We start from the raw sequence: 26,720 nt of genomic DNA on the forward strand, positions 1-26,720 counted from the left end.
CGCCGGGCCTAGAGCGCGGGGGCCGCGGCCAGCCGGCCGGGGCGTGGGTGCAGCCGGAGGACGACCCGGCCGACGGCGACCGCGGGCCCGTAGGCCCGGCTGTCGTCGGTCACCAGCGGGTTGTCCCCGCGGACGTCGACGGCGCCGCCGTCGAGCAGCCGGTGCACCCGCTTGACCACCAGCAGGTCCGGGCGGGCCGGGAAGCGGGCCAGCACGACGTCGCCCACCCGGGCCCGGCCGCGGCGCAACCGGCGCACCAGCAGCCGGTCACCGTGCCGGACGGTCGGCGTCATCGAGGGGCCGGTGACCCGCGCGAGCACCCACACCGCGGGCAGCGGTGGGAACGGCCGCTCGGCGGGACGGGGGCTGATCACCGCGAGTAGGGTCGCAGACGACCCGATCGATCGACACACGAAGGAGCGAGCATGCTGTTCAGCCGCGTGTTCTCCGCCGTCGAGGCCACCGCGCACTGCGACCTCCCGTGCGGCGTGTACGACCCGGCCCAGGCCCGCATCGAGGCCGAGTCGGTCAAGGCCATCCAGGAGAAGTACCAGGCCAGCGACGACGAGGTCTTCAAGCAGCGCTGCGTGCTCATCAAGGAGCAGCGCTCGGACCTGGTGAAGCACCACCTGTGGGTGCTGTGGACCGACTACTTCAAGCCGCCGCACTTCGAGAAGTACCCGCAGCTGCACGAGCTGTTCAACAAGGCCACCAAGCAGGCCGGCGCCGCCGGCGGCAAGGGCAGCATGGACCCGGCCGAGGGCCAGAAGCTGCTCGACTACATCGCCGAGATCGACAAGATCTTCTGGGAGACCAAGGCCGCGGCCTGATCTCGCGGCACGACGTCCCGACGGCCGGTGGGCACCTCGCCCACCGGCCGTCGGCGTCCCCGGGACCGATGAGTCCCGCCACACCCGCCGGTCTGCACCCCGCCACCCCCAGACCCGAGGAGACCCGATGGCCGTCCGGCTCAACCCCTACCTGCACTTCTCCGGCAACGCCCGCGAGGCGATGGAGCTCTACCGGTCCGTCTTCGGCGGGCACCTCGACGTCATGACCTTCGGCGACGTCGGCGGGGGCGGCGACCGGTTCCCCGCCGACGGCGTCATGCACGCCTTCCTGCGCACCGAGCACGGCCTGGAGCTCATGGCCTCCGACGGCCACGACCCCGACGCCGGCGGGCCGAACAAGGTGTCGGTCTCGCTGTCCGGGGACGACGCGGAGACGCTGACCCGCTGGTTCGAGCAGCTCGCCGAGGGCGGCCAGGTCGACGTCCCGCTGGAGAAGCAGGTGTGGGGCGACACCTTCGGCCAGGTCACCGACCGGTTCGGGATCCGCTGGCTGGTCGACGTGGCGACCCCCGCGAGCTGACGCCGCGACCCGCCCACCGGCCTCCCCGGCGGGTGGGCGGGCCGCACGGGCGCCCCCGGTACCGTCGGACCTCGATGCGCATCGACCGGGCCGGGTGGCCCTTCATCACCGGACCCCTGGCCCCGGCCGCGCTGCTGGCCGCTGCCGGCGCGGCCCGCGGGCGCCGCTGGGCGCGGCTCGCCGCGTGGCCGTTCCTCGCCCTGTCGGCCTACATGGTGCTGTTCTTCCGGGACCCCGAGCGCGCCTGCGACCGCGAGGAACCGCCGGCCGACGTCGTCCTCTCCCCCGCCGACGGCATGGTGATGGTCGCCGGCGAGCCGCAGGAGGGCGTGGCGCCCGAGCCCGCGCCCGAGGGCGGCTGGCAGCAGGTCAGCGTGTTCCTCTCCGTGGTCGACGTGCACGTCAACCGCTCGCCCTACCGCGGCGAGGTGGTGGAGAGCTCCTACCGCAAGGGCAGCTTCCTGGCCGCCTACCGCGCCGAGTCGGCGCACCGCAACGAGCGCAGCGAGCTGTGGCTGCGCGAGGACCACCCGGGGGGCGAGCGCACCGTCGTCTTCCGGCAGCTGGTCGGCGTGCTGGCCCGCCGCATCGTCACGCGCACCGGCGTCGGCCAGCGGCTGGCCACCGGCGAGCGGTTCGGCCTGATGAAGTTCGGCTCGCGGATGGACGTCTTCGTCCCGGCCGGGTGCACGCTCACCGTGCGGAAGGGGCAGCGGGTGCGCGGCGGGGAGACCGTCATCGCCCGCTGGCCCGCCGCGGGCTGAGGGGCCCGACGGTGCCCAGTACCGCCTCGGGAGAGGGGCGGCCGGCCCCCACCCGGCGCACGGCCACGGTCGAGTTCGTCCGCGGGTCGGTGCGCGGCAGCCGCCGGCGCGCGCTGGCGACCCTGCCCAGCCTGTTCACCCTGGGCAACATGATGTGCGGCTTCGCCGCCATCCTCGTGTCCATCCGCGGCCAGTACACCCTCGCCGCGGTGCTCATCGGCCTGTCGGTGCTGTTCGACATCACCGACGGCGCCGTCGCCCGGCTGGTCGGCGCGGTGAGCGCCTTCGGCCTGCAGTTCGACTCGCTGGCCGACCTGGTGTCCTTCGGCCTGGCCCCCGCGCTGCTGGCCTTCACGCTGTTCTCCGAGGGCCGCGACGAGTGGGACCCGCTCGGCTGGGTCGTGTGCTTCCTCTGGGTGGCGTGCGCCGCGATCCGGCTGGCCCGCTTCAACACCACCATCGACCCGACCGCGGACAAGCGGTACTTCACCGGCATGCCCAGCCCCGGCGCGGCCGGCGTCGTGCTCGCCTCGGTCTTCGCCTTCGGCGACCAGATGCAGGGCCGCGACCGGCTGTGGGTGCTGCTCATCGTGGCCGTCCCCGCGCTGCTCATGGTCAGCACCATCCGGTTCCGCTCGTTCCGGTCGCTGGTCAGCCCGAAGAGCGGCCGGCCCTACGGCCTGGTCGCCGCCGCGGTCGCGCTGGTGGTCGGGTTCGCCACCGTCCCCGTCGTCACCGGCTGCGTGCTCGCCTACGGCTACCTGCTGGCGCCGGTCCTGGTCCCCCTGCTGTCCCCCCTCGCCCGGCTGGTGCCGGCCCGCCTCCGTGAGGTGCTCACGTGACCGTCCGCCCGATCCGCCCCGACGACGTCCCGGCCGTGGTCGGCCTGGTGCGCGAGCTCGCCGAGTACGAGAAGGCGGCGCACGAGGTGCGGCTGACCGAGGAGCAGCTGTACACCGCGCTGTACGGCGACTCGCCCGCGCTGTTCGGGCACGTGGCCGAGCGCGAGGGCGCCGTCGTCGGGACCGCGCTGTGGTTCCTCAACTTCTCCACCTGGCGCGGCACGCACGGCATCTACCTCGAGGACCTCTACGTGCAGCCGCGGCACCGCGGCAGCGGCCTGGGCCGGGAGCTGCTGCGCACGCTGGCCGCCACCTGCGTCGAGCGCGGCTACGACCGGCTGGAGTGGTCGGTGCTCGACTGGAACGAGCCCTCGATCGCGTTCTACCGCGCCGCCGGCGCCGTCCCGATGGACGAGTGGACGGTGTTCCGGCTGACCGATGAGGCACTGGCCGGTTTCGCGGCCGACCGGCGCGATGCGGCAGTCTGACGCGGTGACCATCGAGCGCGGCACCGCGGAGTGCTGGCTGACCGACATGGACGGCGTCCTCGTGCACGAGGGCCAGGCCCTCCCGGGCGCCGCCGAGTTCCTCGCGCGCCTGGTCGACAAGGACCGCCGGTTCCTCGTCCTGACCAACAACTCGATCTTCACGCCGCGCGACCTGTCCGCCCGGCTGTCGCGCTCGGGCCTGCAGGTGCCCGAGACCTCGATCTGGACCTCGGCCCTGGCGACGGCGGACTTCCTGTCCACCCAGCTGCCCGGCGGCTCGGCCTACGTCATCGGCGAGGCCGGGCTGACCACCGCGCTGTACGAGGCCGGCTACACCCTCACCGACACCGACCCGGACTTCGTCGTCCTCGGCGAGACCCGCACCTACTCGTTCGAGGCGATCACCCGGGCGATCCGGCTCATCGGCACCGGCGCGCGGTTCATCGCCACCAACCCCGACGTCACCGGGCCCTCGCCGGAGGGGCCGCTGCCCGCCACCGGCTCGGTCGCGGCGATGATCACCGAGGCCACCGGCGCCAAACCCTACTTCGTCGGCAAGCCCAACCCGATGATGTTCCGCAGCGCGATGAACCGGATCGACGCGCACTCGGAGAGCACGGTGATGATCGGCGACCGGATGGACACCGACGTCGTCGCCGGCATCGAGGCGGGCCTGGAGACGATCCTCGTGCTCACCGGCTCGACCACCGCCGCCGACGTCGGCCGCTTCCCGTTCCGGCCCAGCCGGGTCCTCGACTCGATCGCCGACGTCGTCGACCTGGTCGTCTAGCGCGGGTCGTCCAGCGCCCGGTCGCTCAGCGGTCCAGGAAGGCCAGCCGCGCCTCGGGGGTGAACAGCAGGTACAGCTCGGCGACCGCCAGCACGATCAGCGGGATGCCCAGCAGCGGCTGGCCGCCGGGGAACGCGGTGCTGTAGCCGAACAACCCGAGCAGGATCTGCAGCACGACGACCGGCCCCCGCGCCCACCCCGACAGCCGCCGCAGGCCCACCGCGGCCGCGGCCAGGACGGCGCCGAAGATGCCGACGTAGACCACCTCGGCCAGCGCGCGGGCCACGCTGTCGGGGTCGCTGGTGAGCGTCAGCCACAGGATGACCAGCGCCCCGCCGATCAGCAGGGCCGCCTCGATCGCGGCCACCAGCGCCGCCCGGACCACCGCCGGCGGGGCCTCGGGCCGGGCCGGCCGCGACGGTCGGGCGGAGGGCTGCGCGGCGCCGCCGAGGAGCCGCTCGGCCCGGCTGGGGCGGCGGGTCGCGTCCTCGTCCGTCACAGGAGCGAGGCTACGCGTCACCGGTCACGCCAGGTCCCGTCCGTGCCCGTCGGGCGCCCCGGTGCTGGCTAGCCTGGCCCCATGCGTGCGCTCGTGGTGGCCAACCCCGCGGCGACGACGACCACCGGCCGGGTCCGGGACGTGCTGGTCGGCGCACTGGCCAGCGAGCTCAAGGTCGACCTCGCCGAGACCACCCACCGGGGGCACGCCCGCGAGCTGGGCCGGCAGGCGCTGGCCGACGGGTTCGACGTCGTCGTCGCGCTCGGCGGGGACGGCACCGTCAACGAGGTCGTCAACGGCCTGCTCACCGACGGCCCCGGTGAGCACGTGCCGACGCTGGCCGTCGTCCCTGGCGGCTCGACCAACGTGTTCTCCCGCGCGCTGGGCCGCTCCCGCGACCCGGTCGAGGCCACCGGCGAGATCCTCGACTCGCTGCGCGCCGGGCGCACCCGCCGCGTCTCCCTCGGCACCGCCAGCGCCACCGGCACCAGCACCGCGCCCGCGCGCGGGGTGGACCCGGGCGTCGCCACCGCCGTCGCCGAGGCCGACGCCGCGGCCGCCCCCGGCTGGACCGACCCGCGCTGGTTCGTCTTCGCCGCCGGCCTGGGCTTCGACGCCGACGTCATCGCCCGGGTGGAGGCGCAGCGGGCGCGCGGCCGCCGGTCGACCGGGGCACTCTACGTCCGGGAGGCCACCCGGGCGTTCGTCCTCGGCCGCGAGCGCCGCCGCCCCGCCGTGACGCTGTGCGTCCCGGGCTCCCCCGACCTCGACGGGCTGTTCCTCTGCCTGGTCTCCAACGTCAGCCCGTGGACCTACCTGGGCTCCCGGCCGGTCAACCCGAGCCCCGAGGCCTCCTTCGAGGCCGGCCTCGACGTGTTCGCCCTCGGCCGGATGGGCGTGCTGCGGATGCTGCACACCACCCGGCAGGTGCTGGCCCGCCGCCCCGACGCGCGCGGCCGCGGCGTGCACCGCCTGCACGACCTGGCCGGCTTCGAGCTGCGGGCGTCGCGCCCGCAGGGCTGGCAGCTCGACGGGGACCACCTCGGGACGGCGACCGGGCTGCGCGTGCGGTCGGTGCCGTCGGCGCTCGCCGTCATCGCCTAGCGCACCGCCCGGCGCGCGGAGCCCTCCACGGCGTCCCGAGGACACGCCCGGGGGGCCCGTGTCAAGCACCACCGCACCGCCGAGTGGCGCCCCTAGCACGCGCGTGGTGAGGTTGCTCACGAGGGGTCGACCCAGGGCCCCGGTGCGCTTGACACGAGTTCCTCAGGTGAAAACATCGCGAGAGGAACGCAACCTGCCGGTAACAAGCGGTGGGCGGTCGCTGGAACGAGGCGCTGGGCAACCGGTGTCGCGCCCGCGCATGCGGCCCGATGTCAGCGATCTGCAAGCAATGTAGTCGACACCGAGGAGTGCACAGACATGGACTGGCGCCACCGCGCGCTCTGCCGGGACGAGGACCCGGAGCTGTTCTTCCCCATCGGGACGACCGGCCCGGCCCTCGTGCAGATCGAGCAGGCGAAGGCGGTCTGCAACCGCTGCTCGGTCGTCGAGTCCTGCCTCGACTGGGCTCTGCGCTCGGGTCAGGACTCCGGCGTGTGGGGCGGGCTGTCCGAGGACGAGCGGCGTGCTCTCAAGCGCCGTCAGTCCCGCACCCGCGTCCGCGCCTGACGCAGCAGCTGCCGGCACCCGCCGGCTGAGCAACGGCGCGAGGCCGGTCCCCCGAGCGGGGACCGGCCTCGCGCCGTTTCAGGACACCGCCTAGCGGCGCGGTCGCCCAGCCCCGGGGAGCTCGAGGACGACCTCGGTGCCCGGCCGCCCCGGACCCGGCGGCTCCTCCGGCGTCCGGATGAGCAGGGACCCGCCGAGCTCGCTGGTCACCAGCGTCCGCACGATCTGCAGGCCCAGGCCGTCGCTGCGCGCCGGGTCGAACCCCTCCGGCACCCCCTGCCCGTCGTCGCGGACGCGCACCACCAGGTCGTCGCCGTCGCGCTCGGCCGCCAGCTCGATCGAACCCGGCTGGCCGTCGGCGGGGAAGGCGTGCTCGGCGGCGTTGTGCAGCAGCTCGGTGACCGCCATGACCAGCGGCGTCGCGGTGGCCGCGGGCAGCTCGCCGAAGGCGCCCACCCGGCGGGTGCGCGCCGCCGGGCCGATCGAGGTCAGGTCGCCGAGCATCGGCAGCACCTGGTCGAGCACGTCGTCGACGTCGACCACGTCCTCCCGGCTGCCGGCCAGCGTCTCGTGGACGACGGCGATGGAGGCCACCCGCCGCACCGACTCCTCCAGCGCCGCCCGCGCGGCCGGCTCGGTCATCCGCCGGGCCTGCAGCCGCAGCAGCGCGGCGACCGTCTGCAGGTTGTTCTTCACGCGGTGGTGGATCTCGCGGATCGTCGCGTCCTTGGTCAGCAGCGCCCGGTCGCGGTCGCGCAGGTCGGTGACGTCCCGGACCAGCACCAGCGCGCCCTCCTCGGCGCCCGGCGCCTGCAGCGGCAGCGCGCGCACCAGCAGCGTCGCCGACCGCCCCACGACGTCGGTCGGGTCGGGGAACCGCCCGGCCACCGCGGCGGCGATGGTGGCCGCGACCGCCTCCCCCGCCACCCGGTCCGACGACGCCGCCCGCGTCACCCGGGCCAGGTCCGTGCCGAACAGGTCGCCGGTCACCCCGAGCCGCCGGTAGGCCGACAGGGCGTTGGGGCTGGCGTAGACGGCGCGGCCGGCGGCGTCCAGGCGCACCAGCCCGTCCCCCACCCGCGGGCTCATCTCGGCGTCGAGCAGCTTCTCCGGCGGGAAGGTGCCGGCCGAGACCATGAGGCAGAGGTCGGCGGCGATGTCGAGGTAGGTCAGCTCCAGCGTCGACGGCGACCGGGTCACCGCCAGGTTGGTGTCCTTGGCCAGCACCGCGACGACGACGCCGTCGTGCCGCACGGGGATGACCTCGCGCCGCCGCGGGCTGGTGCCCGACCAGTCCGGCTCCCCCTCGGTCACCGGCCGGCCCTCGCGGTGCGCCAGCCGGAACGGGTCGGCGTCGGGGCCGTCGACCTCGCTGCCGACCAGGTCCTCGGGCTGGCTGGTCGGCGCGGTGAGCGGGCGCACCTGCGCCACGCACCACCACGCGCCGGTGCGCAGCGGCACCCACAGGGTGAGGTCGGCGAAGGCCAGGTCGGCCAGCAGCTGCCAGTCGGCCACCAGGCGGCGCGCGTGGTCGACCTGCGACGGGGCGGTCGCCGCGCCGCGGTGGAGGCGCTCGGAGAGGGTGCTCATCGTCCCCGAGGGTAGGGCGGGCGCCCGCCTAGGCTGGGCACCCGTGGCCGCACCGTCCCTCGTCCCCCCGCCCGCGACCGTCGACGACGCCGTCCCCGCCGACTGGCCGGCCATCGCGGCGCTGACCGTCGGCGTCTACCGGGACGAGCGGCTGGCCTCCGAGGCGTACCTGCCGCAGCTGGCCGACGTCGAGGGCCGCGCCTCCCGGTCGCAGCTGCTGGTCGCCCGGGACGGGGACCGGGTCGTGGGCGCGGTGGCGCTGGTGCTGGAGGGCGACTTCGGCGAGATCACCGAGTCACCGGAGGAGGCGGCGTTCCGGATGCTCGTCGTCGACCCGGAGGCGCGCGGCCGCGGGGTCGGCGAGCTGCTGGTGACCGAGTGCCTGCGCCGGGCCCGCGCGGTCGGCAAGCGGCGCATGCTGCTCTCGACCGACCCGGTGATGGCCGCCGCGCACCGGCTCTACGCCCGGCTCGGCTTCACCCGGCTGCCCGAGCGCGACTGGGCGCCGCGTCCCGGCATCGACCTGCTGGTCTACGCCCGCGACCTCTGACCGGGTCCCCTCAGCGCCGCGCGCCCGCCGGACCGCTGCTGCGGGACCGGGCGGGACGGCGGGGTGGGGGCGCGGCCGCCTCCGGGGCGGGCACCTGCACGCCGGCCGCGGCGGCGAGGCCGTCCAGGTCGTCGAGGATGTCGCGGAGCAGCACGTCGACGTCCGGGAGCAGCTCGGCGCACGACACCAGGCCCCAGTCCAGGCGGTCGAGGTAGCTCTGCACCGTGATGTTCAGCCCCTGCCCCTCGACGATCGTCGAGACCGGGAAGTAGTGCTCCAGCCGCGCGCCCGCGGCGTAGAGCGGCGTGCGCGGACCGGGCACGTTGGAGATGACGAGGTTGCCGGGGCTCAGGCGGGAGCCCAGCCGCAGCCGGGCGCTGAGCCGCATCGCCCGCGCGAAGACCGCCGGCGGCGGGAACTCGGCGAAGTCGGTGAGCCGCTCGGCGGGCAGCGCGGAGAAGATCTCCTTGCTGCTGCTCATCGCCTCGTGCACGCGGCGGACCCGCCGGACGGGGTCGGGCTCGTCGGTCGGCAGGACCGCCGAGAGCATCGACACCCGGTTGGTCCAGCGGTCGGTCTCCTCCCCGGTCCGCACCGAGACGGGCACCAGCGCCACCAGCGGGTCCGACGGCAGCGCGTCGCGCCGGTCCAGCCAGGTGCGCAGGCCGCCGGCGCACGCGGCCATGACGACGTCGTTCACGGTGGCGCCCAGCGCGGTCTTCACCTCCTTGACGACGTCGAGCGACGTCGACCGGATGGCGAGCTTCCGGTGCGGGGTGATGGGTCCGTTGAACGGCGTGCGCGGCGGCCGGACGCTGGGCACCGGCGGCGGCTGGTCGGGCTCCTCGGGGCGGTGCCGGCCGAGGTTGAGCACGGTGCCCAGGGGCCCGCGCAGGCTGCGCCGGACGTCGTTCGCCGCCCGGACCAGCACCGGGTTGCGCGTGGCCCGGCCGATCTCGCGGGCGCTCCACGCGGCGAGCAGCACCCCGCGCGCAGGCTTGCGGGCCAGGCCGAGCGCACCGCGCGCGAGCATCTCGAGGTCGCCGGGCGGCCGCTCGGGCGTCCACGTCCCGGTCTCGGCCTCGGGCGGCGTCCGGTTGCCCTCGGGGGTGTCGTCGAGCATCAGCGTCATCAGCTCCACGCCCGACGCCCCGTCGATGGTGGCGTGGTGGACGATCGTCAGGACGGCGAAGCGCTGGTCGGCCAGCCCCTCGATGACGTAGGACAGCCACAGCGGCTTGCGCCGGTCCAGGGGCCGGGAGACCAGGCGCGCGGCCAGCGCGGCGAGCTGGTCGTCGCTGCCGGGCGGCGGGACGGCCGTGTGCCGGACGTGGAAGTCCAGGTCGAAGGCGGGGTCGGCGACCCAGTAGGGGTGGTCCAGGCCCAGGGGCACCTCGACCAGGCGCCGGCGCAGCGGCTCGAGCAGGTGCAGCCGCTGCTCCAGCTGCGCGCGCCACGCGTCGTAGGGCCGGTAGGCGGGGTCGTCCGGGCGGGAGTAGATGGACAGGCTCGAGACGTGCCCGAACTGCGCCGACGTCTCGAGGTGCAGGAACGTCGCGTCCAGACCCGACAGCTGCTTCACGTCCGCTGGCCTCCTCGGGAGACGGCGGGGTGTGCGCCCCGGCCGTGTGCACGAGTGTGTCAGGGGCCACACTTCCCTGCACCGGACGGTCGAGGGAGCGGAGACCCGACATGCAGACGACGGCGCACTCCTCCCGGACACCGGCCGGCGAGGCTCCCCCGTGGATCGGGGCGTCCCCGGTGGCGGCGCTGCTCGCGGCGCAGCGGCCGTGGCGCGAGGCGGCCGCGCTGGCCCGCTCGCCCGTCTGGCGGGGGCACGGCGTCCCGCCCGGCGGCGGCCTGCCGGTCCTGCTCGTGCCCGGCTTCCTCGCCGGGGACCCGTCGCTGTCGGTGCTGGAGCGCTGGCTGCGCGCCCGGGGCTACCGGACGTGCACCTCGCAGATCCGGGTCAACGTCGACTGCACCCGCCTGGCGGTGGAGCGCCTGGAGCGCCGCCTCGTCGAGTTCACCGACCGGACGGCCCGGCCCGCGGCGGTCGTCGGCCAGAGCCGGGGCGGGCTGTTCGCCAAGCTCGTGGCGATGCGCCGGCCCGACCGGGTCGCCGGGATCGCCACGCTCGGCAGCCCGAACGTCGACCACATGGCGATCAACCCGCTGGTGGCCGCGCAGGTGCGGCTGGTCGCCGCACTGGGCAGCGCGGGGATGCCGGGGCTGTTCCGCGACGACTGCCTGGACGGCGGGTGCGCCGGGGAGCTGGCCGAGGACCTGGCCCACCCCTTCCCCGCCGGGGTGCCGTACCTCTCGGTCTACTCGCGCAGCGACTGGGTCGTCGACTGGCACGCGTGCCTGGACCCGGACGCCGAGAACGTCGAGGTCGACTCCAGCCACGTCGGCATGAGCGTGCACCCGGGGGTCTACCGGCTGCTCGGGGACCGCCTGGGCGGCCTGGCCCGCCGGGCGACCTGAGCCGCCGGGACGGCGGTCAGGCGTCGGCGACGGTGGCGATGAGGTCGCCCTCCTGCAGCACCTCGCCCTCGACGACGTGCAGCTCCTGCACGACGCCGGCGCGCTCGGTGAGCACGGGGATCTCCATCTTCATCGACTCGAGGATCACCAGGGTGTCCCCCGCGGAGACCTCGCTGCCCGGGCTCACCAGCACCTTCCAGACGCTGGAGACCATCTCGGCGTGGATCTCCTCGACTGCCACGCGGCACCTCCTCGCTGAGCGGAGCCCCCATCCAAGCACGGGCCCCCGCGGCCCGGTGGTCGCTCAGGAACCCGGCGCGAGCTCCCCCTCGGCCAGCCGGTGCAGCACCGCGCAGACCTCCTCGCCGTCGTGCGGCACCCCCGTCTCGGGCAGCCCGGACAGCGCGGCGGCGGCCGCCCGCGCGGCGGTGGCGGTGTCGGGTGCCCCGGCGCTCACGGTGGCCAGCAGGGCGTCGTACCAGCCGTCGAGCCGGTCGCCCGGGTCGTAGCCGCTGACCGCGACCACCTCGGTCCGCCCGGTGGTGCCGCGCAGCCGGCCCGCCGAGGGCAGGGCGCCGGTCACCCGGCCGGCCCGCCCCGGCGGCAGCGTCGAGCGCAGCTGGACGGCGACCGCGGCCCGCGGCGGGTGCTCGTCGGCGGCGCGGCGGCGCGGCGCGCGGCGGCCGACCGCCGCGGCCAGCGCGAGGTCGACCGCGTTCACCTGGTGCGCCCGCTCGAGGACGGCCATGTCGAGGGAGAAGCCGGCCGCGACCTCCCCCAGCTCGCCGTCCTCGGCGACGCCGACGGTGACCAGCCCGCGCCAGCCGACCTCGGCCAGCCGCTTGGCGCCGGGCGGCACGTCGCCGGCGGGGTCGGGCGTCCAGGACACCCGCGCGATGCCCGCCGCCCGGTCGCGGGCGACCGCCGTCGGGAAGCGCAGGCCGTCCTCGGTGACGACGGCGAGCAGGCCGTGCTCGCTGGCCGGCTCCACGCCGTCGCCGCCGAGCCGCTCGAGCACCTCGGCGGGCGGGCCGACCCAGGTGAGCCCCGCCGCGGTGACCTCCCCGGCCAGCGCGGCGTTGCCGGCCAGCGCCGGCGGCACGGGCAGCACGGCCCGGGCGCCGCTGCGGCGGGCGGCCTCCACGATCCGGTCGACGGCGAGGTAGGACTCCGCCGCGGGCGCCGGGCCGAGCAGCACCGCGTCGTCGGCCAGGCGCACGTGCCGGGCCGAACGCTCGGCCTCGGAGTAGACCGCCACCGACTTCACGTCGAGCCGCGAGCAGGCCGCGATGACCGCGCACGCCGCGGGCCCCCGCCCCGCCACGAGCACGCTGTCGATCCCGTGCTGGGCCACGCTTCCCGGCCTCCCGTCCCCGCGCCGGGCCGTCCGCCCGGTCTCCCTGCCATCGTGCCCCGCGCCGCCGACACCCACGCCACCGGGCGGGGGCCTCCTCATCCGCTGTGGGACCCTGGGTACGACCTCGGACACTCCGGACCACGACGACGAGAGGAGGGCAGCGATGTCCAAGCGTGGACGCAAGCGGCGCTCCCGCAAGGGGAACAAGGCCAACCACGGCAAGCGCCCCAACGCCTGACGACGGCCCTCACGGGCCCGACACGACGACGCCCCGCACCCGGAGGACCGGGGGCGGGGCGTCGTCGTGTGCCGGGGTGTCTCAGGCGTCCTCGGACCAGTCGGTCCGGACCACCTCGGTGCTGACCTTCTCCACGCTGATCTGCGTGCCGTCCTCCTCGAAGGAGACGGTGGTCAGCTGCATCTTGATCCGATCGCGCAGGCCCGACGGCGTCGGGTCGCCGCCGCAGCGGCGGCGGACCAGCGCCTTGAACTCCTGCTCGATGCCGAACTGCCGCAGACACGGGGAGCAGTCCTCGAGGTGCTCGGCGATGACGGCGCGGCGGGCGTCGTCGGTCTCGCGGTCGAGGAACTCGAAGACGTGCGACAGGACGTCGTCGCACGAGGAGATCTCGACCGGACGCTCCTGCTCGGTGCTCACGACCGCCCCTCCTCACCGGCTCCGGCGCGGACGAACCCGCGCTCACGGGCGTAGTCGGCCAGCAGCTTCTGCAGGCCCCGCCGGCCACGGTGCAGCCGGGACATCACCGTGCCGATGGGCGTGCCCATGATCTCGGCGATCTCCTTGTAGGCGAAGCCCTCGACGTCGGCGAGGTACACCGCCAGCCGGAAGTCCTCGGGCAGCTGCTGCAGGGCCTCCTTGATGTCGGAGTCCGGCAGGTGGTCCAGCGCCTCGATCTCCGCCGACCGCAGCCCGCTGGAGCTGTGCTCCTCGGCCGCGTAGAGCTGCCAGTCCTGCACCTGGTCGGTGGGGTACTGCTGCGGCTGCCGCTGCTTCTTGCGGTAGCTGTTGATGTAGGTGTTGGTCAGGATCCGGTACAGCCAGGCCTTGAGGTTCGTGCCCTCGGCGAACTGGTGGAACGCGGAGTAGGCCTTGACGAACGTCTCCTGGACCAGGTCCTCGGCGTCGGCGGGGTTGCGGGTCATCCGCAGGGCCGCCGGGTAGAGCTGGTCGAGGTAGGGCAGCGCGTCCCGCTCGAAGCGGGCGTCGCGCTCCGCGCGGGTCTCGGCGACCTCGGTGCGGCTGCCCCCCTCGCGGGCCTCGGGCACCTCCACCGGAGCCCCGACCACCTGCTCGCGCGGGGTCTCGACCGGCTCGACGGCGGGGTTCCCGCCCGGGGTCTCCTCAGGCACCGACCGTCCTCTCTGCGGCGCCCGGAGGCGGGCTGCCACGTCGGTCGATCCTAGTCGCGCGGCGTCGGGCCGGCCCGGGGGCCGCCGGTGCGGGGCCCGCGTGCGGGCGCTGGAGACGGTGCTGCTCACGGTCCCTGCAACGGTGCCCGCCGGTGGGCTCATTCCCCGGCCGCGGGAAGTCGGCGGCGGTCCGCGCGGGCGCTGGCTACAGTGCCCGGCCGTGGCGGCGACCCCCGCGGTGCGGGCCCTGGAGAAGGCCGGGGTGGCGCACACCCTGCACCCCTACGACCCCGAGCACCCGAGCGACCAGGGCCACGGCGAGGCGGCGGTGGCCGCGCTCGGCGCCGACCCGCGCCAGGTGTTCAAGACGCTGGTCACCCGCGTCGACGGCGCGCTGACCGTCGCCGTCGTCCCGGTGAGCGGCACCCTCGACCTCAAGGCGCTGGCCGCCGCGGCCGGCGGGCGGAAGGCGGCGATGGCCGACCCGGCCGACGCCGAGCGCACCACCGGCTACGTCCTCGGCGGGATCAGCCCGCTCGGCCAGCGGAAGGCGCTGCCGACGGTGGTCGACGACTCGGCGCTGGGGTTCGCCACGGTGATGGTCAGCGCCGGCCGGCGCGGGCTGCAGGTGGAGCTGCCGCCGGCCGAACTGGTGCGTCTCACCCGCGCCCGCACCGCCCCCATCGCGAAAGGACCCCTCGCCCCCACCCCTCGCACGCTCGCGGCGGGCCCCTGCGAGGGGCCGATCAGGAGCTGGGGGCGCCGTAGGGGGTGAGCAGCTGGTCGACCGGCGCGGCGTCGTCGGTGAGCACCTGCGCGTCGCCGGCGAGGGCGGCCACCTCCTCGGACGGGGCGACCTGCCAGGTCGAGTCCTGCGCCAGCAGCGCCTCGGCGAGCGCGGCCTCGTCCAGCGGCCGGTGCGAGGCGACCGCGACGACGTTGCCGCCGTCCTCGCCGGCCAGCACCGGCGCGCGCGCGAGCAGCAGCACGTGCGGCCACACCGCGCGCATCGTGGCCAGCTCCGCGCGCACGAAGCCCAGCGGCGGGTGGTCGATGAGGTTGGCGACGTACACGCCGTCGTCGGTGAGCGCCCGGTCGACCAGCCGCAGCGCCTCCACGGTGGTCAGCTGCCAGGGCACCGACAGGCCGCCGAAGGCGTCGCCGACGACGACGTCGCGGGTGCCGGCGGGCTCGGCCGCCAGCCCCACACGGGCGTCGCCGACCCGCACCTGCAGCCGCTCCGAGGTCTGCAGGCCCAGCTGCTCGCGGTCGATCGCGACGACGCCGGGGTCGACCTCGAGCACCAGGCTCTCCGTGCCCGGACGGACCTCGGCGAGGTAGCGCGGCACGGTCGCCCCGCCGCCGCCCAGGTGCAGCGCCGACAGCGGCTGCCCGGCGGGGGCCAGGACGTCGGTGACCGCGGCGATCGCCCGGACGTACTGGAACTCCAGGTACGTCGGGTCGGCGAGGTCGACGTAGCTGTGCCGCAGCGTGTCCAGCACCAGCACCCGGCCGGTCTCCCGCTCGGGGTCGGCCACGACGCGGGCGCAGTGGTAGGAGGTCTCCTCCTCGCACGGCGTCGGCGCGACGGCCGCCAGCAGCGACCCGGCGACGGCGAGCAGCAGCAGCGCCGTCGGCACCCGGCCGGCCCCGCCCGGGGACCGGCGGCGCAGCAGCAGGAACACGGCGATCCCGGCGACGACGGTCACGAGCCCGGTGCCGACGAGGATGCCGCTGCTGGGGAAGACCGCGATGAGCACGAAGCCGGTGGCGAAGGTGGCCGCGATCCCGCCGAGCGTGCTGATGCCCGACAGCTTCCCGACCACCGACCCGGTCTCGGCCAGGCTGGCCAGCTGGAGCTTCACCACCATCGGCGGCACCGCCGACAGCAGCGTCGCGGGCACCACGATGGCGACCGCGGCCAGCAGCAGCACGGCGCCGGCGTCGGGCCCGGTGAGGAACGACCCGGTGAAGCGCACCAGCGGCAGCACGGCGATCACCAGCGCCCCGCCGGCGACCAGCAGCGGCGCGATCAGCCCGCGCGGGTCGCGGCGGTCGGCGGTGGCGCCCCCGGCCCAGGCGCCGACCGCGATCGCGGCCAGCGCGAAGCCGATGACCGCGGTGTTGGTCTGCAGCGTGATGCCGACGTAGGGGGCGATGAGCCGCAGCCCGACGATCTCCAGCACCAGCACCGCGCCGGAGGCGAGGAAGGTCACCCCGGCGGCCACCCAGCCGGGCAGCACGGGACCGGCGGGCGGCTCGGCGGGCGGGTCGGAGGGGACGACGGCGGACGCGCGCTCGCTCAGGGGACGGCTCCTCAGAAGAGCGCGGGCTGGTCGGCCGGGGCGCTGGCGCCCTCGACGCGGGCGACCAGCCCGGCGCCGTTGTTGCGGACGTTGTTCACCGCGGGGCTCACCGGGCGCAGCTCCAGTCCCTCGACCACCGACGGCGGGGTCGGCTCCGCGAGCGCCTCGACGTCGTCGCGGGCGGGGTCGAGCCAGTCGGCCCACCGCTCGCGCGGCAGCACCAGCGGCATCCGGTCGTGGATCTCGGTGAGCGCGCCGACGGCGGGCGCGGTGACCACCGTGCAGGTGTAGAGCCGGTCCTCGCCCTTGCCCCACACCTCGTAGAGCCCGGCCATGGCCAGGACCGACCCGTCGGCCGGGGTGATGAAGTACGGCTGCTTGCCGGGCGAGTCGAGCTTCTTCTGCCACTCGTACCAGCCGTCGGCCGGGACCAGGCACCGGCGGGAGCGGGCGGCCGAGCGGAACGCCGGCTTCTCGGTGAGCGACTCGACGCGGGCGTTGAGCAGCCGGTTGCCGACCGACACGTCCTTGGCCCAGGAGGGCACCAGGCCCCAGCGGACCGAGCGCAGCTCCCGGTGCGCCTCGCCGGTGGGGCTGCCCTCCGGGTCGCGCTCGCGCTTGGTGCGGACCACGTAGACGTCCTTGGTCGGCGCGACGTTGAAGTCGGCCCGCAGCGGCTCCTGTCCCTCGGCGGGGACGGCCTCGAACTCGACGACGAGGTCCTCGGGACGGCGGGTGGCGGCGTAGCGACCACACATGGCTGGTCCTCCCGGCTGTCGGGCCGGCCCGGGACGGGCCCGCGGGACCGACTCTAGGCGGCACCGGGGACAGCAGGAGGGCCCTCCGTGGGCCCCGGGTGGAGACCCCGGCGAGCAGAGACGAGGATCACGCGCGTGACCGCGACCCAGAACCCACCGCAGGAGCAGCCGAAGACCGCGAGCGAGTCCGCCGAGCGGCGCTACGCGACGGTCAACCCCTTCACCGGGGAGACCGAGAAGGAGTTCGACTTCACGCCCACCGAGGCCATCGACGGCATCATCGGCACCGCGCACGCCGCGTACCAGGAGTGGCGGCAGCGCTCGGTCGAGGAGCGCGCCGGCGTCGTCCGCCGCGCCGCGGAGCTCATGGACGAGCGCCGCGACGAGCTGGCCGCCCTCGCCACCAAGGAGATGGGCAAGCGCCTCGAGGAGGCCGCCGGCGAGCTGTTCCTCTGTTCGATGATCCTCAACTACTACGCCGACAACGGCCCAGGCTTCCTGCAGCCCACGCCGATCCAGCCGCTGCTGGGCAAGGGCGAGGCCGTCGTCGAGACGCACCCGGTGGGCGTGCTGCTGGCCATCGAGCCGTGGAACTACCCCTACTACCAGGTGGTCCGCGTCGCCGGCCCGAACCTCGTGCTCGGGAACACGGTGATCCTCAAGCACGCCGAGATCGTCCCGCAGTGCGCGCTGGCCATCGAGCAGCTGTTCGCCGACGCCGGTGCGCCCGAGGGCGTCTTCACCAACACCTTCCTGCGCATCGCCGACGTCGAGCAGGTCATCGCCGACCCGCGCATCGCGGGCGTGACGCTCACCGGCAGCGAGCGCGCCGGCAGCGCCGTGGGCGCCCTGGCCGGCAAGCACCTGAAGAAGTCGGTGCTCGAGCTCGGCGGCAGCGACCCGTTCATCGTCCTGGACGCCGAGAACGTCGGCGCCACGGTCAAGGCGGCGGCCACGGGCCGGATGCAGAACACCGGCCAGGCGTGCATCGCCGCCAAGCGGCTGATCGTCACCGAGGACGCCTACGAGCCGTTCGTCGCCGGGCTGCAGCAGGCCTTCTCCACCTTCGCCCCCGGCGACCCGGCCGAGGCGGGCACGACGCTGGCGCCGCTGTCGTCGGAGCAGGCCGCGAAGGACCTGCACGCCCAGATCCAGGACGCCGTCGACAAGGGCGCCACCGTGCTCGCCGGCGGCGGCCGTCCCGACCTGCCGGGCGCGTTCGTCGAGCCGACGATCCTCACCGACGTGACGCCCGAGATGCGCGCGTACCACGAGGAGCTCTTCGGGCCCGCCGCCGTCGTCTACAAGGTGAAGGACGCCGACGAGGCCGTCGCCCTCGCCAACGACAGCGTCTACGGGCTCGGTGCGACCGTGATGAGCAGCGACCTCGACCGCGCGCGGGCGGTGGCCGAGCGGATCGAGGCCGGGATGGTCTGGATCAACCAGCCCACCGGCTCCTCCCCCGAGCTGCCCTTCGGCGGGATCAAGCGCTCCGGCTACGGCCGCGAGCTCTCCGAGCTGGCGGTGTTCGAGTTCGCCAACCGGCGCCTCCTGCGCACGGTGCCGGCCAAGAAGGCCGAGAAGCCGCAGGCCGGCTAGGGCAGGCCGAGCGTGGGCGGCGTCGTCCGGACCGGGCAGGATGGTCCCCCGTGAGCCAGGTCTGGACGACGCCGCACCGCTCGACCCCCGTGGACGCCGTCGTCCCGCTGCCCGGGTCCAAGTCGATCACCGCCCGGGCGCTGGTCCTGGCCGCGCTCGCCGACGGCCCGAGCCGCGTCGTGCGCCCGCTGCGGGCCCGCGACACCGACCTCATGGCCGCCGGCCTGCGCGCGCTCGGCGTCGGGATCGCCGAGGACGGCGCCGACTGGCTGGTCACCCCCGGCGCGCTGCGCGGCCCGGCGGAGGTCGACGCCGGCCTGGCCGGCACCGTGCTGCGCTTCCTGCCGCCGGTGGCCGCGCTCGCCGACGGCCCGGTCCGGCTCGACGGCGACCCGCGGCTGCGCGAGCGCCCGAACGCCGGGCTGATCGCCGCACTCCGCGACCTCGGCGTCGAGGTGGACGACGGCGACCGCGGCCGGGCGCCGTTCACCGTGCACGGCACCGGCGCGGTCCGCGGCGGGGCGGTGACCGTCGACGCGAGCGAGTCCTCGCAGATCGTCTCCGGGCTGCTGCTGGCTGCCGCCCGCTTCGACGAGGGCCTCGACCTGGCCCTGGCCGGTGGGGTGCCGTCGATGCCGCACGTGGAGATGACCGTCGCCGCGCTGCGCGAGCACGGCATCGGCGTCGCGGCCACCGACCGCGGCTGGCGGGTCGCCCCCGGGCGGCTGGCCGCGCTCGACCGCGTCGTCGAGCCCGACCTGTCCAACGCCGCGCCGTTCCTCGCCGCGGCGCTGGTCACCGGCGGGCGGGTCACCGTCCCCGACTGGCCGGCGGCCACCACCCAGCCCGGCGCGCAGCTGGACGCGCTGCTGGGCGCGATGGGCGCCGAGGTCGAGCGGACGCCGGACGGCCTGCGGGTCACCGGCACCGGCCGCATCGCCCCGCTGGTCGCCGACCTGGGCGACGTCGGCGAGCTGACCCCGGTGCTCGCCGCGCTGTGCGCGCTGGCCGACGGGCCCTCGCGCCTGACCGGCATCGCCCACCTGCGCGGCCACGAGACCGACCGCATCCAGGCCCTCGACGAGGTGCTCACCGCCGTCGGCGCCCGCGTGCGGCAGCTGCCCGACGGCCTGGAGGTCGAGCCGGGCCCGCTCCGGGCGGCCCTCCTGGACTCCTACGCCGACCACCGCATGGTGCACGCCGCGGCCGTCCTCGGCCTGGCCGTCGACGGGGTGCGGGTCTCCGGGCCCGAGGCGGTCACCAAGACGCTGCCGGACTTCCGCGAACGCTGGGCGGGCATGCTCTCCGCGACCGCGGGGGTGGCCTCCTGAGCCGCCGCCACGACAGCCGCTCGGACGAGGACGACGTCCGGGTCCGGCCCAGCCGGCGCGGCTCCCGCCCGCGCACCCGCACCCGGCCAGCGCACTCCGACGCCGTCCCCGGCCTGGTGATCGCGGTCGACCGCGGCCGGATGACCGTCCGGGTCCCCGGTCCCGACGGCGCCCCGCTCGAGGTGACCGCGATGCGCGCCCGGGAGCTGGGGCGGCACGGCGTCGTCGTCGGGGACCGGGTGCGGCTGGTCGGCGACACCAGCGGCCGGCCCGACACCCTCGCCCGGATCGTCGTCATCGAGGACCGGACGACGTCGCTGCGGCGCACCGCCGACGACACCGACCCCACCGAGCGGGTCGTGGTGGCCAACGCCGAGCAGCTGGTCGTCGTCACCTCGGTCACGGACCCCGACCCGGCGCTGGGGTTCCTCGACCGCTGCCTGGTGGCCGCCTACGCCGGTGGGCTGGAGCCGCTGTTCTGCCTGACCAAGACCGACCTGGCCAGCCCGCAGGCGCTGCTGGACCGCTACGCCGGGCTGGACGTCGGCGCGGTGCCGGTGTCGCGGGAGACGCCGCTGGACCCGCTGCTCGAGCGGCTGGAGGGGCGCACCAGCGTGTTCGTGGGCCAGTCGGGCGTGGGCAAGTCGACGCTGGTGAACCGGCTGGTGCCCGAGGCCGGCCGGGCCATCGGCGAGGTGACGAAGGTCGGCAAGGGGCGGCACACGTCGTCGTCGGCGGTGCTGTTCGACCTGCCCGGCGGCGGGACGATCGTCGACACCCCCGGCATCCGCTCGCTGGGGCTGGCGCACGTCACCGCCGACGACGTCGTCGCGGCCTTCGAGGACCTCGCCGAGGCCGCCGTCGACTGCCCGCCCGGGTGCGGGCACTCCGCCGACGACCCCGACTGCGCGCTGGACGCCTGGGCCGCCGCCGGCCCGCCCGGCCGCGCCGAGCGGCTGGCCAGCGTGCGGCGGCTGCTCGACGCCGTGGGCCAGCTCGGCCCCGGCTACTGACGGGAGGTCACCCATGGACCAGCAGGTCCACTTCCTGACCCTGGCCACCGCCGACCTCGACGCCGTGCGGCGGTTCTACGTCGAGGGCCTGGGCTGGACGCCGCTGCTCGACGTGCCCGGCGAGATCGTGTTCTTCCAGGTCGCGCCGGGCACGGTGCTGGCCTTCTTCGAGACGGCGAAGTTCGCCCAGGACCTCGGCACCGGGCCCGCCCGGCCGGAGGTGTCCGGGCTGACGCTGGCACACAACGTCGGCGACCGCGACGCCGTCGCCGCGCTGTGCGAGAGGATGGCCGCGGCGGGCGGCACCGTGCTCACCCCGCCCGAGGAGGGTGCCTTCGGCGGCGTCTTCCACGCGCTGGTGCGCGACCCGAACGGCGTCGTCTGGGAGATCGGGCACAACCCCGGCTGGTCGGTCGACGCCGACGGGACCGTGCGGCTCGGCTAGACCGCGCGCCTCGCGCTCCGGAACAGCCCGTCGGGCACCGGGTCGTCGACCGCCTCGATGCGCAGGTCGTGCGTCTCGCCCGCCCAGGTGCCGTCCAGCGCCTCCGCCCACACGCAGACGCCGGTCTGCACGTCGAGCCGGACGAGGTGGGCGGTCGGGTACTCGACGCCCTCGGGGACGCTCCCCCACTCCAGTTCGTCGACCCGGCGGCTGCGCAGCAGCGGGCAGCACCCGCAGCGCGGCTCGTACCGGTCGGTGGGCACGACCAGCGCCTCCCAGGCCGGGCGGCCGGCGTGCTCGACCTCGCGCACACCGTCGACGGTCAGCGCCGGCCCGGCGGGCGCCCCGGTGTCCGGGTCGACGCCGTCGGCGAGCTCCCTCGGCCGCAGCTCGGCCACCCAGCGGTAGTCCTGCCACATCGGGTCCTCGCCCGCGCCGGCCTCCCGGACGACGCCGAGCAGCCGGCCGGCGGCGTCCTCGACCCGGAGCCGGTCCGGCCGGCGCAGCCACGCGCGGACCGGCTCGGACCACGTCCACCCGCGACGCCGGCGCTCGGTGAACCGCAGCGTCGTCCACCGGTCCGGGGAGGACCGGGCGAGCGCGCGGAAGGCGTCGGCGTCGGGCACGCCCGGCAGTGTGGCCCCGCGGCCGCCGACCTGTCCTCCGGGTACTCGTGCTCTGCTCACACCTGTGGGCAGAGCACGAGCGCCGGCAGGAGGACTAGACGTCGACCCAGCCGCCGGTCCGCCAGTAGAGGCCGGACTCGCGGGACAGCAGCCCCTCGTCGACCAGGTAGCGGCGCAGCGCCGCGGTGTCGGGGTGCCAGACGGCCAGCAGCGCGTTGACCTCGCGCTCGGGATAGCGGACGCCGACGTCGAACACCCGCACCACGTGCTCGAGCACCAGGCGCCGCTTGCTCTGCTGCGCCGGGATGGTGGTCAGCCGGCCGTCGCGGATGAACGCGGCCAGCACCGCGGACTCGGCCGGGTCGTCCGACAGCGGCTCCGGCGCGGGCGCCGCCTCGGCCGCCGCGCGGGCGGCGGCGCCGAACCGGTCGGTCAGCAGCTCGAGGACGTGCCCGTCGCGGCGGACCAGCCCGGCCCGGGCGAGCCGGCGGGCGGCGAGCGCGACGTCCTTGAGCGACAGGCCCGAGGCCGCGGCGACGTCCTCGATCGTCCCGGCGCCCAGCGCCAGGGCCGCCACCACCTTCAACCGGGTGGGGTCGGCCAGGAGCCCCACGATCGTCGCCGCGTCCATCCCCTCGACGGTATCCGTGCATCGGAGCACGTGGGCGGGGGTAGCCGCACCGGCATGGTGAGCCCCATCGACCTGCAGAAGGCCCTCAAGGGCATGGACTACCCGGCGAGCAAGGACCAGATCCTCGAGCACGCCAAGGGTGCGGGCGAGGAGGTCCTCGACGCGCTGCGGAAGATCGACGACCGGGAGTACGAGGGGCCCAGCGGCGTCAGTGCCGCCGTCTTCGACTGACCGCCCGCTAGGTTCGGTGCCCATGACACCGGGCCGGGACTTCACGGGGGACATGCACCTGGCGCACGTGCTGGCCGACCAGGCGGACTCCATCAGCATGGAGCGGTTCCGGGCGCTCGACCTCACCGTCGAGACCAAGCCGGACCTGACGCCGGTCACCGACGCCGACCGCGCCGTCGAGGAGCAGCTGCGCATCACCCTCGCCCGGGCCCGCACCCGCGACGCCGTACTCGGCGAGGAGTTCGGCGTCACCGGGCACGGCCCGCGGCGCTGGGTGCTCGACCCGATCGACGGGACGAAGAACTTCGTCCGCGGCGTGCCCGTGTGGGCGACCCTCATCGCGCTGTTCGACGGCGACGAGGCGGTCGTCGGCCTGGTCTCGGCACCGGCGCTCAACCGCCGCTGGTGGGCGGCCAAGGACGTCGGCGCCTGGACCGGGCGGCGGCTGGAGTCGGCCACCCGGTGCTCCGTCTCCGGCATCACCGACCTCGGCGACGCGAGCCTGTCCTACTCCAGCCTCTCCGGCTGGGAGGAGCGCGGCCTGCTCGACGGCTTCCTGGACCTCACGCGGTCGGTGTGGCGCACCCGCGCCTACGGCGACTTCTGGAGCTACGTGCTGCTGGCCGAGGGCGCGGTCGACGTCGCCTGCGAGCCCGAGGTGTCGCTGTGGGACCTCGCCGCGCTCGACGTCATCGTGCGCGAGGCCGGCGGGCGGTTCACCGACCTCACCGGCGCCGACGGCCCGGCCGGCGGCAGCGCCCTGGCCACCAACGGCGCGCTGCACGACGCCGCGCTGGCGCACCTGCGCCTGCCCGACCCCGCGGCGCGGTGACGACGACGGCGGCCCCTCCCCGATCCCGGGGAGGGGCCGCCGTCGCGTCGTGGCTCAGGCCGTGGGGCGCGGGCCGCCGCCGGTGCCGCGGCCACCGGTGAACCGGCGGCGGGCGTCGTCGATCCGCGCCCTGGTCTTGGGGTCCTTCGCCAGCTGCTGGGCCTTGGCCGACACCTGCTTGAGGGTCTGCTGACCCTTCGGGCTGCGGGCGAACTGGGCCACCTTGTCGAACACCGACGCCATCTCGCGTGCCTCCTCTCGCCGGGGCCCGTCCTGGGCCCTCGTCGAGGTCAACGGTGCCCGGACCGGCACCGTTCCATGCGGCCCGGTCAGGCCCGCCGCGGCTCGACCGGCAGGCCGGCGCCGCGCCCGGCCAGCACCGCCGCCCCGACCGCGGACGCGCTCCGCAGCGGCAGCCACGTCACCGGCCGGCCGAGCAGGGCGGCGAGGATCTCCCGCACCAGCGGCGCGCGGCCCCCGCCCCCGGTCAGGACGACGGGCCCCTCGGGCACCTCCCCGAGCAGCCCGGCCGCCGCGGCGACGGCGGACAGCACCCCCTCGACGGCGGCCCGGGCGAGGTCGGCGCGGGTGGTGCCGGCGCCCAGGCCGGACCAGCCGGCGCGGTCCGCGGGTCCGGCCACCCCGCCGCGCTCGCCGGTGAGGAACGGCCGGAACACCGCTCCCCCGGCGCCGGGCGGCGAGGTGGCGGCCAGGTCGAACAGCGCGGCGGGCGGGACGCCGAGCACGCCGGCCACCCAGGTCCACGCCGAGCCGCCGTTCTGTAGCGCGGCCATCGCGTACCAGCCGTCCTCGGCGTCGGCGTAGCCGTGCACCGGCGGGTCGTCGGCCGGGGCGGGCGTCCAGCCGGGGCGCAGCACCTGCGCGCCGGTGCCGAGGTTGACCTGCAGCCCGGCGGTGGCGCCGGCCGCGAGCAGCGCCAGCGGGGTGTCCCCGCCGCCGACGACGACCGGGACCTCGGCCCCGCCGAGCACCGCCGTCCCGGCCACCTCGGCCGAGGGCCGCACCGCCGGGAGCAGGCCGGGCGGCACCCCGGCGGCGGCTCGCGCGGCGGCGGACCAGCCGTCGGCGACGACGTCCCACAGCAGCGTGGCCGAGGCGTCGCTGCGGTCGGTGACCCGCGGGTCGGTGCCGGGCAGCAGCGTGGCGCGGAGGGCGTCCTTGGGCAGCAGCACGGCCGCGGCGCGGTCGACCAGGCCGGGCCGGTGCGCCGCCAGCCAGGCCAGCACCGGGCCGGTCATGCCCGGCACCAGCGGGTTGGCCAGGGCGGCGCGGTCGGGAGCCGGCAGCGCCCGCCACCGGCCGACCTCCGCGGCGGCCCGCCGGTCCGGCCACAGCACCGCGGGCGCGAGCGCGGCGCCGGCGTCGTCGACGAGCACCGTGCCGTGCATCTGGCCGGACAGGCCGAGCCCGGCCACCGGCCGGCCGCCCAGCGCGGGCAGCAGCCGGGCCAGGGCGTCGTCGAACGCCGCGCGCCAGGTCCCGACGGCGCACTCGGCCCAGCCCTCCCGCGGGCTGTCGACGGGGTAGCCGGCCTCGGTCTCGGCGACGGTGCCGCCGTCCTCGCCGAGCGCGACGAGCTTGAGCCCGCTGGTGCCGAGGTCGGCACCGAGCAGGACGGCGCTCACCGCGGGCCGTGCGCGAACCCGCCGGAGCGGCCGGTGCGGTCGGCCAGCAGCCCGGCCAGCGTGCTCAGCGCGATCTCCGCCGGCGCCCGGGAGCCGATGTCCAGCCCGATCGGCCGGTGCACCCGGGCCACCTCCTCCGGCGGGACGCCGAGCGCGGCCAGCGCCGCCACGTGCGGGCCCTCGTGCCGCGGGTTGCCCATGACGCCGACCCAGCGGACCCGGCGGGTCAGCGCGTCGCGCAGCACCTCGCCGAGCTCGGGGCGGTGGTGGTCGGTGACGACGACGTCGGCGCGGTCGAGGTCGAGGGCGTCCTCGAGGTCGGCCAGCGCGCGGGCGCCGTCCCCGCCGGCCGGGTCGACCAGCGCGGTGCGGAAGCCGAGCTCGGCGCCCCAGCGCAGCAGCACCTCCGCGACCGGCGAGGCGAACACCGCGACCAGCACCCGGTCGGTCGGCGGGGCGGCCGGCGCCCCGTGCGCCACGCCGCAGGCCGGGTCGCTCACGCGGCGCGCTCCGGGCTGTCGCCGTAGGCGTACCCGGCGTCGGCGTACCGGCCGCCGACGGCGACCCCGGGCGGGGCGATCTCGGCGAGCCGCGCGAGGTCGTCGGCCGACAGCTCGACGGCGAGCGCGCCGGCGTTCTCCTCCAGGTAGGACCGCCGCTTGGTGCCGGGGATCGGGACGACGTCGGGGCCCTGCGCGAGCACCCAGGCCAGCGCCAGCTGCCCGGGCGTGCAGCCCTTCTCCCCCGCCAGCGCGCGGACGGCGTCGACCAGGCGCAGGTTCGCCGCGAACGCCTCCCCGGTGAACCGCGGGTGGGTGCGCCGCCAGTCGTCGTCGGCGAAGTCGTCGGGGCTGGTGATCGCGCCGGTGAGGAAGCCGCGGCCGAGCGGGCTGAACGGCACGATGCCGATCCCGTGCTCGCGCGCGACCCCGAGCACCTCCGTCTCGAGGTCCCGCGTCCACAGCGACCACTCGCTCTGCAGCGCGGCGATCGGGTGCACGGCCACCGCCCGGCGGACCGACGCGGTCGACGCCTCCGACAGCCCGAGGTACCGGACCTTCCCCTGCTGCACGAGCTCGGCCATCGCCCCGACGGTGTCCTCGATCGGCACCCGCGGGTCCACCCGGTGCTGGTAGTACAGGTCGATCACGTCGACGCCGAGCCGGCGCAGGCTGGCCTCGGCGCAGGCGCGCACGTTCTCCGGCCGGCCGTCGATGTCCATGCCCCCGCGGTCGTTGCGCCGCAGCGAGAACTTCGTCGCCAGCTGCACCTCGTCGCGCCGGCCCCGGATCGCCGCGCCGACCAGCTCCTCGTTGTGCCCGTCGCCGTAGACGTCGGAGGTGTCGAGGAAGGTGGTGCCGAGGTCGAGCGCGCGGTGGACCGTCGCGATCGACTCGTCGCGGTCGGCGGCGCCGTACATCTGGCTCATGCCCATGCAGCCCAGACCGAGGGCGGAGACGACCAGGCCGTCCCGGCCGAGGGTCCGGGGAGACGCAGGAGAGGTCATGCCCGCATCCTCGTC

At 76.0% G+C, this 26,720-nt stretch carries 34 protein-coding genes; 18 read left to right on the top strand and 16 right to left on the bottom strand.

Annotated features, from left to right (window positions below):
* Positions 1-8 precede the first annotated feature (8 nt).
* The gene (locus ACI79B_RS04580; RefSeq protein ID WP_456929295.1) at positions 9-374 is read right to left on the bottom strand and encodes a S24 family peptidase; all 366 of its coding nucleotides are present in this window, start codon (positions 372-374) and stop codon (positions 9-11) included.
* A 51-nt stretch (positions 375-425) separates the two neighbouring features.
* On the opposite strand from ACI79B_RS04580, the gene sodN reads away from it, so the two are divergent.
* The 6 genes from sodN to ACI79B_RS04610 all read left to right on the top strand — a co-directional run bounded on the left by sodN (position 426) and on the right by ACI79B_RS04610 (position 4,255).
* On the top strand, positions 426-830 hold the full coding sequence (gene sodN, locus ACI79B_RS04585) for a superoxide dismutase, Ni (RefSeq protein WP_456929294.1): 405 nt from the start codon (positions 426-428) through the stop codon (positions 828-830).
* Between the two features lie 127 nt (positions 831-957).
* Complete coding sequence (locus tag ACI79B_RS04590) at positions 958-1,371, top strand: VOC family protein (protein WP_456929293.1); 414 nt, start codon at positions 958-960, stop codon at positions 1,369-1,371.
* A gap of 74 nt (positions 1,372-1,445) precedes the next feature.
* The gene (locus tag ACI79B_RS04595) at positions 1,446-2,135 is read left to right on the top strand and encodes a phosphatidylserine decarboxylase (RefSeq protein ID WP_456929292.1); all 690 of its coding nucleotides are present in this window, start codon (positions 1,446-1,448) and stop codon (positions 2,133-2,135) included.
* Positions 2,136-2,146: 11 nt separating this feature from the next.
* Entirely contained in the window at positions 2,147-2,977 is an 831-nt protein-coding gene (pssA, locus tag ACI79B_RS04600) for a CDP-diacylglycerol--serine O-phosphatidyltransferase (protein ID WP_456929291.1), read from the top strand.
* On the top strand, positions 2,974-3,465 hold the full coding sequence (locus ACI79B_RS04605) for an N-acetyltransferase family protein (protein WP_456929290.1): 492 nt from the start codon (positions 2,974-2,976) through the stop codon (positions 3,463-3,465). Before pssA ends, ACI79B_RS04605 begins: the two co-directional genes overlap by 4 nt.
* Before the next feature lie 4 nt (positions 3,466-3,469).
* The gene (locus tag ACI79B_RS04610) at positions 3,470-4,255 is read left to right on the top strand and encodes an HAD-IIA family hydrolase (protein ID WP_456929289.1); all 786 of its coding nucleotides are present in this window, start codon (positions 3,470-3,472) and stop codon (positions 4,253-4,255) included.
* Positions 4,256-4,280: 25 nt separating this feature from the next.
* Here ACI79B_RS04610 and ACI79B_RS04615 read toward each other — a convergent pair whose 3' ends face one another.
* On the bottom strand, positions 4,281-4,754 hold the full coding sequence (locus tag ACI79B_RS04615; protein ID WP_456929288.1) for a hypothetical protein: 474 nt from the start codon (positions 4,752-4,754) through the stop codon (positions 4,281-4,283).
* A gap of 81 nt (positions 4,755-4,835) precedes the next feature.
* On the opposite strand from ACI79B_RS04615, the gene ACI79B_RS04620 reads away from it, so the two are divergent.
* Entirely contained in the window at positions 4,836-5,858 is a 1,023-nt protein-coding gene (locus tag ACI79B_RS04620; protein WP_456929287.1) for a diacylglycerol/lipid kinase family protein, read from the top strand.
* A gap of 318 nt (positions 5,859-6,176) precedes the next feature.
* Positions 6,177-6,425, top strand: a complete 249-nt coding sequence (locus ACI79B_RS04625) for a WhiB family transcriptional regulator (protein WP_456929286.1) — start codon at positions 6,177-6,179, stop codon at positions 6,423-6,425.
* A 90-nt stretch (positions 6,426-6,515) separates the two neighbouring features.
* Here the strand turns inward: ACI79B_RS04625 and ACI79B_RS04630 are convergent, their stop codons facing one another.
* Complete coding sequence (locus ACI79B_RS04630) at positions 6,516-8,015, bottom strand: sensor histidine kinase (protein ID WP_456929285.1); 1,500 nt, start codon at positions 8,013-8,015, stop codon at positions 6,516-6,518.
* A gap of 43 nt (positions 8,016-8,058) precedes the next feature.
* Between ACI79B_RS04630 and ACI79B_RS04635 the strand changes: the two genes are divergently transcribed.
* Positions 8,059-8,565: a GNAT family N-acetyltransferase gene (locus ACI79B_RS04635; protein WP_456929284.1), complete on the top strand. Its 507-nt coding sequence runs from the start codon at positions 8,059-8,061 to the stop codon at positions 8,563-8,565.
* A gap of 10 nt (positions 8,566-8,575) precedes the next feature.
* On the opposite strand, the gene ACI79B_RS04640 is transcribed toward ACI79B_RS04635, so the two are convergent.
* Positions 8,576-10,147, bottom strand: a complete 1,572-nt coding sequence (locus ACI79B_RS04640; RefSeq protein ID WP_456929283.1) for a WS/DGAT/MGAT family O-acyltransferase — start codon at positions 10,145-10,147, stop codon at positions 8,576-8,578.
* A gap of 110 nt (positions 10,148-10,257) precedes the next feature.
* Here ACI79B_RS04640 and ACI79B_RS04645 point away from each other — a divergent pair, with 110 nt between their 5' ends.
* Positions 10,258-11,052 (top strand): esterase/lipase family protein, encoded by a 795-nt coding sequence (locus ACI79B_RS04645; protein ID WP_456929282.1) that lies wholly within the window; start codon positions 10,258-10,260, stop codon positions 11,050-11,052.
* A gap of 16 nt (positions 11,053-11,068) precedes the next feature.
* Here the strand turns inward: ACI79B_RS04645 and ACI79B_RS04650 are convergent, their stop codons facing one another.
* A complete protein-coding gene (locus ACI79B_RS04650; protein WP_387990214.1) occupies positions 11,069-11,293 on the bottom strand; it encodes a biotin/lipoyl-binding carrier protein in 225 nt (74 codons plus the stop codon).
* Between the two features lie 63 nt (positions 11,294-11,356).
* Positions 11,357-12,406, bottom strand: a complete 1,050-nt coding sequence (locus tag ACI79B_RS04655; RefSeq protein ID WP_456929281.1) for a biotin carboxylase N-terminal domain-containing protein — start codon at positions 12,404-12,406, stop codon at positions 11,357-11,359.
* Positions 12,407-12,572: 166 nt separating this feature from the next.
* Between ACI79B_RS04655 and ACI79B_RS04660 the strand changes: the two genes are divergently transcribed.
* On the top strand, positions 12,573-12,647 hold the full coding sequence (locus ACI79B_RS04660) for a 50S ribosomal protein bL37 (protein WP_014377707.1): 75 nt from the start codon (positions 12,573-12,575) through the stop codon (positions 12,645-12,647).
* An 81-nt stretch (positions 12,648-12,728) separates the two neighbouring features.
* Here the strand turns inward: ACI79B_RS04660 and rsrA are convergent, their stop codons facing one another.
* Positions 12,729-13,067 (bottom strand): mycothiol system anti-sigma-R factor, encoded by a 339-nt coding sequence (gene rsrA, locus ACI79B_RS04665; protein WP_456929280.1) that lies wholly within the window; start codon positions 13,065-13,067, stop codon positions 12,729-12,731.
* Positions 13,064-13,780: a sigma-70 family RNA polymerase sigma factor gene (locus ACI79B_RS04670; RefSeq protein WP_387990223.1), complete on the bottom strand. Its 717-nt coding sequence runs from the start codon at positions 13,778-13,780 to the stop codon at positions 13,064-13,066. Before ACI79B_RS04670 ends, rsrA begins: the two co-directional genes overlap by 4 nt.
* A 220-nt stretch (positions 13,781-14,000) precedes the next feature.
* On the opposite strand from ACI79B_RS04670, the gene ybaK reads away from it, so the two are divergent.
* Positions 14,001-14,555, top strand: coding sequence for a Cys-tRNA(Pro) deacylase (ybaK, locus tag ACI79B_RS04675; RefSeq protein ID WP_456929279.1), 555 nt, complete (start codon positions 14,001-14,003; stop codon positions 14,553-14,555).
* On the opposite strand, the gene ACI79B_RS04680 is transcribed toward ybaK, so the two are convergent.
* On the bottom strand, positions 14,527-16,023 hold the full coding sequence (locus ACI79B_RS04680) for a fused MFS/spermidine synthase (RefSeq protein ID WP_456929278.1): 1,497 nt from the start codon (positions 16,021-16,023) through the stop codon (positions 14,527-14,529). The two genes, ybaK and ACI79B_RS04680, sit on opposite strands and share 29 nt — an antisense overlap.
* Positions 16,024-16,097: 74 nt before the next feature.
* The gene (locus tag ACI79B_RS04685; RefSeq protein WP_456929277.1) at positions 16,098-16,844 is read right to left on the bottom strand and encodes an SOS response-associated peptidase; all 747 of its coding nucleotides are present in this window, start codon (positions 16,842-16,844) and stop codon (positions 16,098-16,100) included.
* Between the two features lie 135 nt (positions 16,845-16,979).
* On the opposite strand from ACI79B_RS04685, the gene ACI79B_RS04690 reads away from it, so the two are divergent.
* The 4 genes from ACI79B_RS04690 (at position 16,980) to ACI79B_RS04705 (ending at position 21,232) form a co-directional block, all read left to right on the top strand.
* Entirely contained in the window at positions 16,980-18,443 is a 1,464-nt protein-coding gene (locus ACI79B_RS04690) for an NAD-dependent succinate-semialdehyde dehydrogenase (RefSeq protein WP_456929276.1), read from the top strand.
* A gap of 50 nt (positions 18,444-18,493) precedes the next feature.
* Entirely contained in the window at positions 18,494-19,774 is a 1,281-nt protein-coding gene (gene aroA, locus ACI79B_RS04695; RefSeq protein ID WP_456929275.1) for a 3-phosphoshikimate 1-carboxyvinyltransferase, read from the top strand.
* 140 nt (positions 19,775-19,914) lie between these two features.
* The gene (gene rsgA, locus ACI79B_RS04700) at positions 19,915-20,787 is read left to right on the top strand and encodes a ribosome small subunit-dependent GTPase A (RefSeq protein ID WP_456929274.1); all 873 of its coding nucleotides are present in this window, start codon (positions 19,915-19,917) and stop codon (positions 20,785-20,787) included.
* Between the two features lie 13 nt (positions 20,788-20,800).
* Positions 20,801-21,232: a VOC family protein gene (locus ACI79B_RS04705; RefSeq protein WP_456929273.1), complete on the top strand. Its 432-nt coding sequence runs from the start codon at positions 20,801-20,803 to the stop codon at positions 21,230-21,232.
* Here ACI79B_RS04705 and ACI79B_RS04710 read toward each other — a convergent pair.
* Positions 21,229-21,858 (bottom strand): hypothetical protein, encoded by a 630-nt coding sequence (locus tag ACI79B_RS04710; protein WP_456929272.1) that lies wholly within the window; start codon positions 21,856-21,858, stop codon positions 21,229-21,231. The two genes, ACI79B_RS04705 and ACI79B_RS04710, sit on opposite strands and share 4 nt — an antisense overlap.
* A 94-nt stretch (positions 21,859-21,952) precedes the next feature.
* Positions 21,953-22,489, bottom strand: a complete 537-nt coding sequence (locus tag ACI79B_RS04715; protein ID WP_456929271.1) for a DUF2087 domain-containing protein — start codon at positions 22,487-22,489, stop codon at positions 21,953-21,955.
* Positions 22,490-22,543: 54 nt separating this feature from the next.
* Between ACI79B_RS04715 and ACI79B_RS04720 the strand changes: the two genes are divergently transcribed.
* Complete coding sequence (locus ACI79B_RS04720) at positions 22,544-22,720, top strand: DUF2795 domain-containing protein (RefSeq protein WP_456929270.1); 177 nt, start codon at positions 22,544-22,546, stop codon at positions 22,718-22,720.
* A 22-nt stretch (positions 22,721-22,742) separates the two neighbouring features.
* Positions 22,743-23,552, top strand: coding sequence for an inositol monophosphatase family protein (locus ACI79B_RS04725; protein WP_456929269.1), 810 nt, complete (start codon positions 22,743-22,745; stop codon positions 23,550-23,552).
* 54 nt (positions 23,553-23,606) lie between these two features.
* On the opposite strand, the gene ACI79B_RS04730 is transcribed toward ACI79B_RS04725, so the two are convergent.
* The 4 genes from ACI79B_RS04730 to ACI79B_RS04745 all read right to left on the bottom strand — a co-directional run bounded on the left by ACI79B_RS04730 (position 23,607) and on the right by ACI79B_RS04745 (position 26,705).
* Complete coding sequence (locus tag ACI79B_RS04730) at positions 23,607-23,795, bottom strand: hypothetical protein (protein WP_456929268.1); 189 nt, start codon at positions 23,793-23,795, stop codon at positions 23,607-23,609.
* Positions 23,796-23,881: 86 nt separating this feature from the next.
* On the bottom strand, positions 23,882-25,198 hold the full coding sequence (locus tag ACI79B_RS04735) for an FGGY family carbohydrate kinase (RefSeq protein ID WP_456929267.1): 1,317 nt from the start codon (positions 25,196-25,198) through the stop codon (positions 23,882-23,884).
* A complete protein-coding gene (locus tag ACI79B_RS04740; protein WP_456929266.1) occupies positions 25,195-25,698 on the bottom strand; it encodes an XdhC family protein in 504 nt (167 codons plus the stop codon). The genes ACI79B_RS04735 and ACI79B_RS04740 overlap by 4 nt, the downstream gene beginning before the upstream one ends.
* A complete protein-coding gene (locus ACI79B_RS04745) occupies positions 25,695-26,705 on the bottom strand; it encodes an aldo/keto reductase (protein ID WP_456929265.1) in 1,011 nt (336 codons plus the stop codon). Before ACI79B_RS04745 ends, ACI79B_RS04740 begins: the two co-directional genes overlap by 4 nt.
* Between the last annotated feature and the right edge of the window lie 15 nt (positions 26,706-26,720).

This window comes from Geodermatophilus sp. SYSU D00879 (assembly GCF_054050375.1).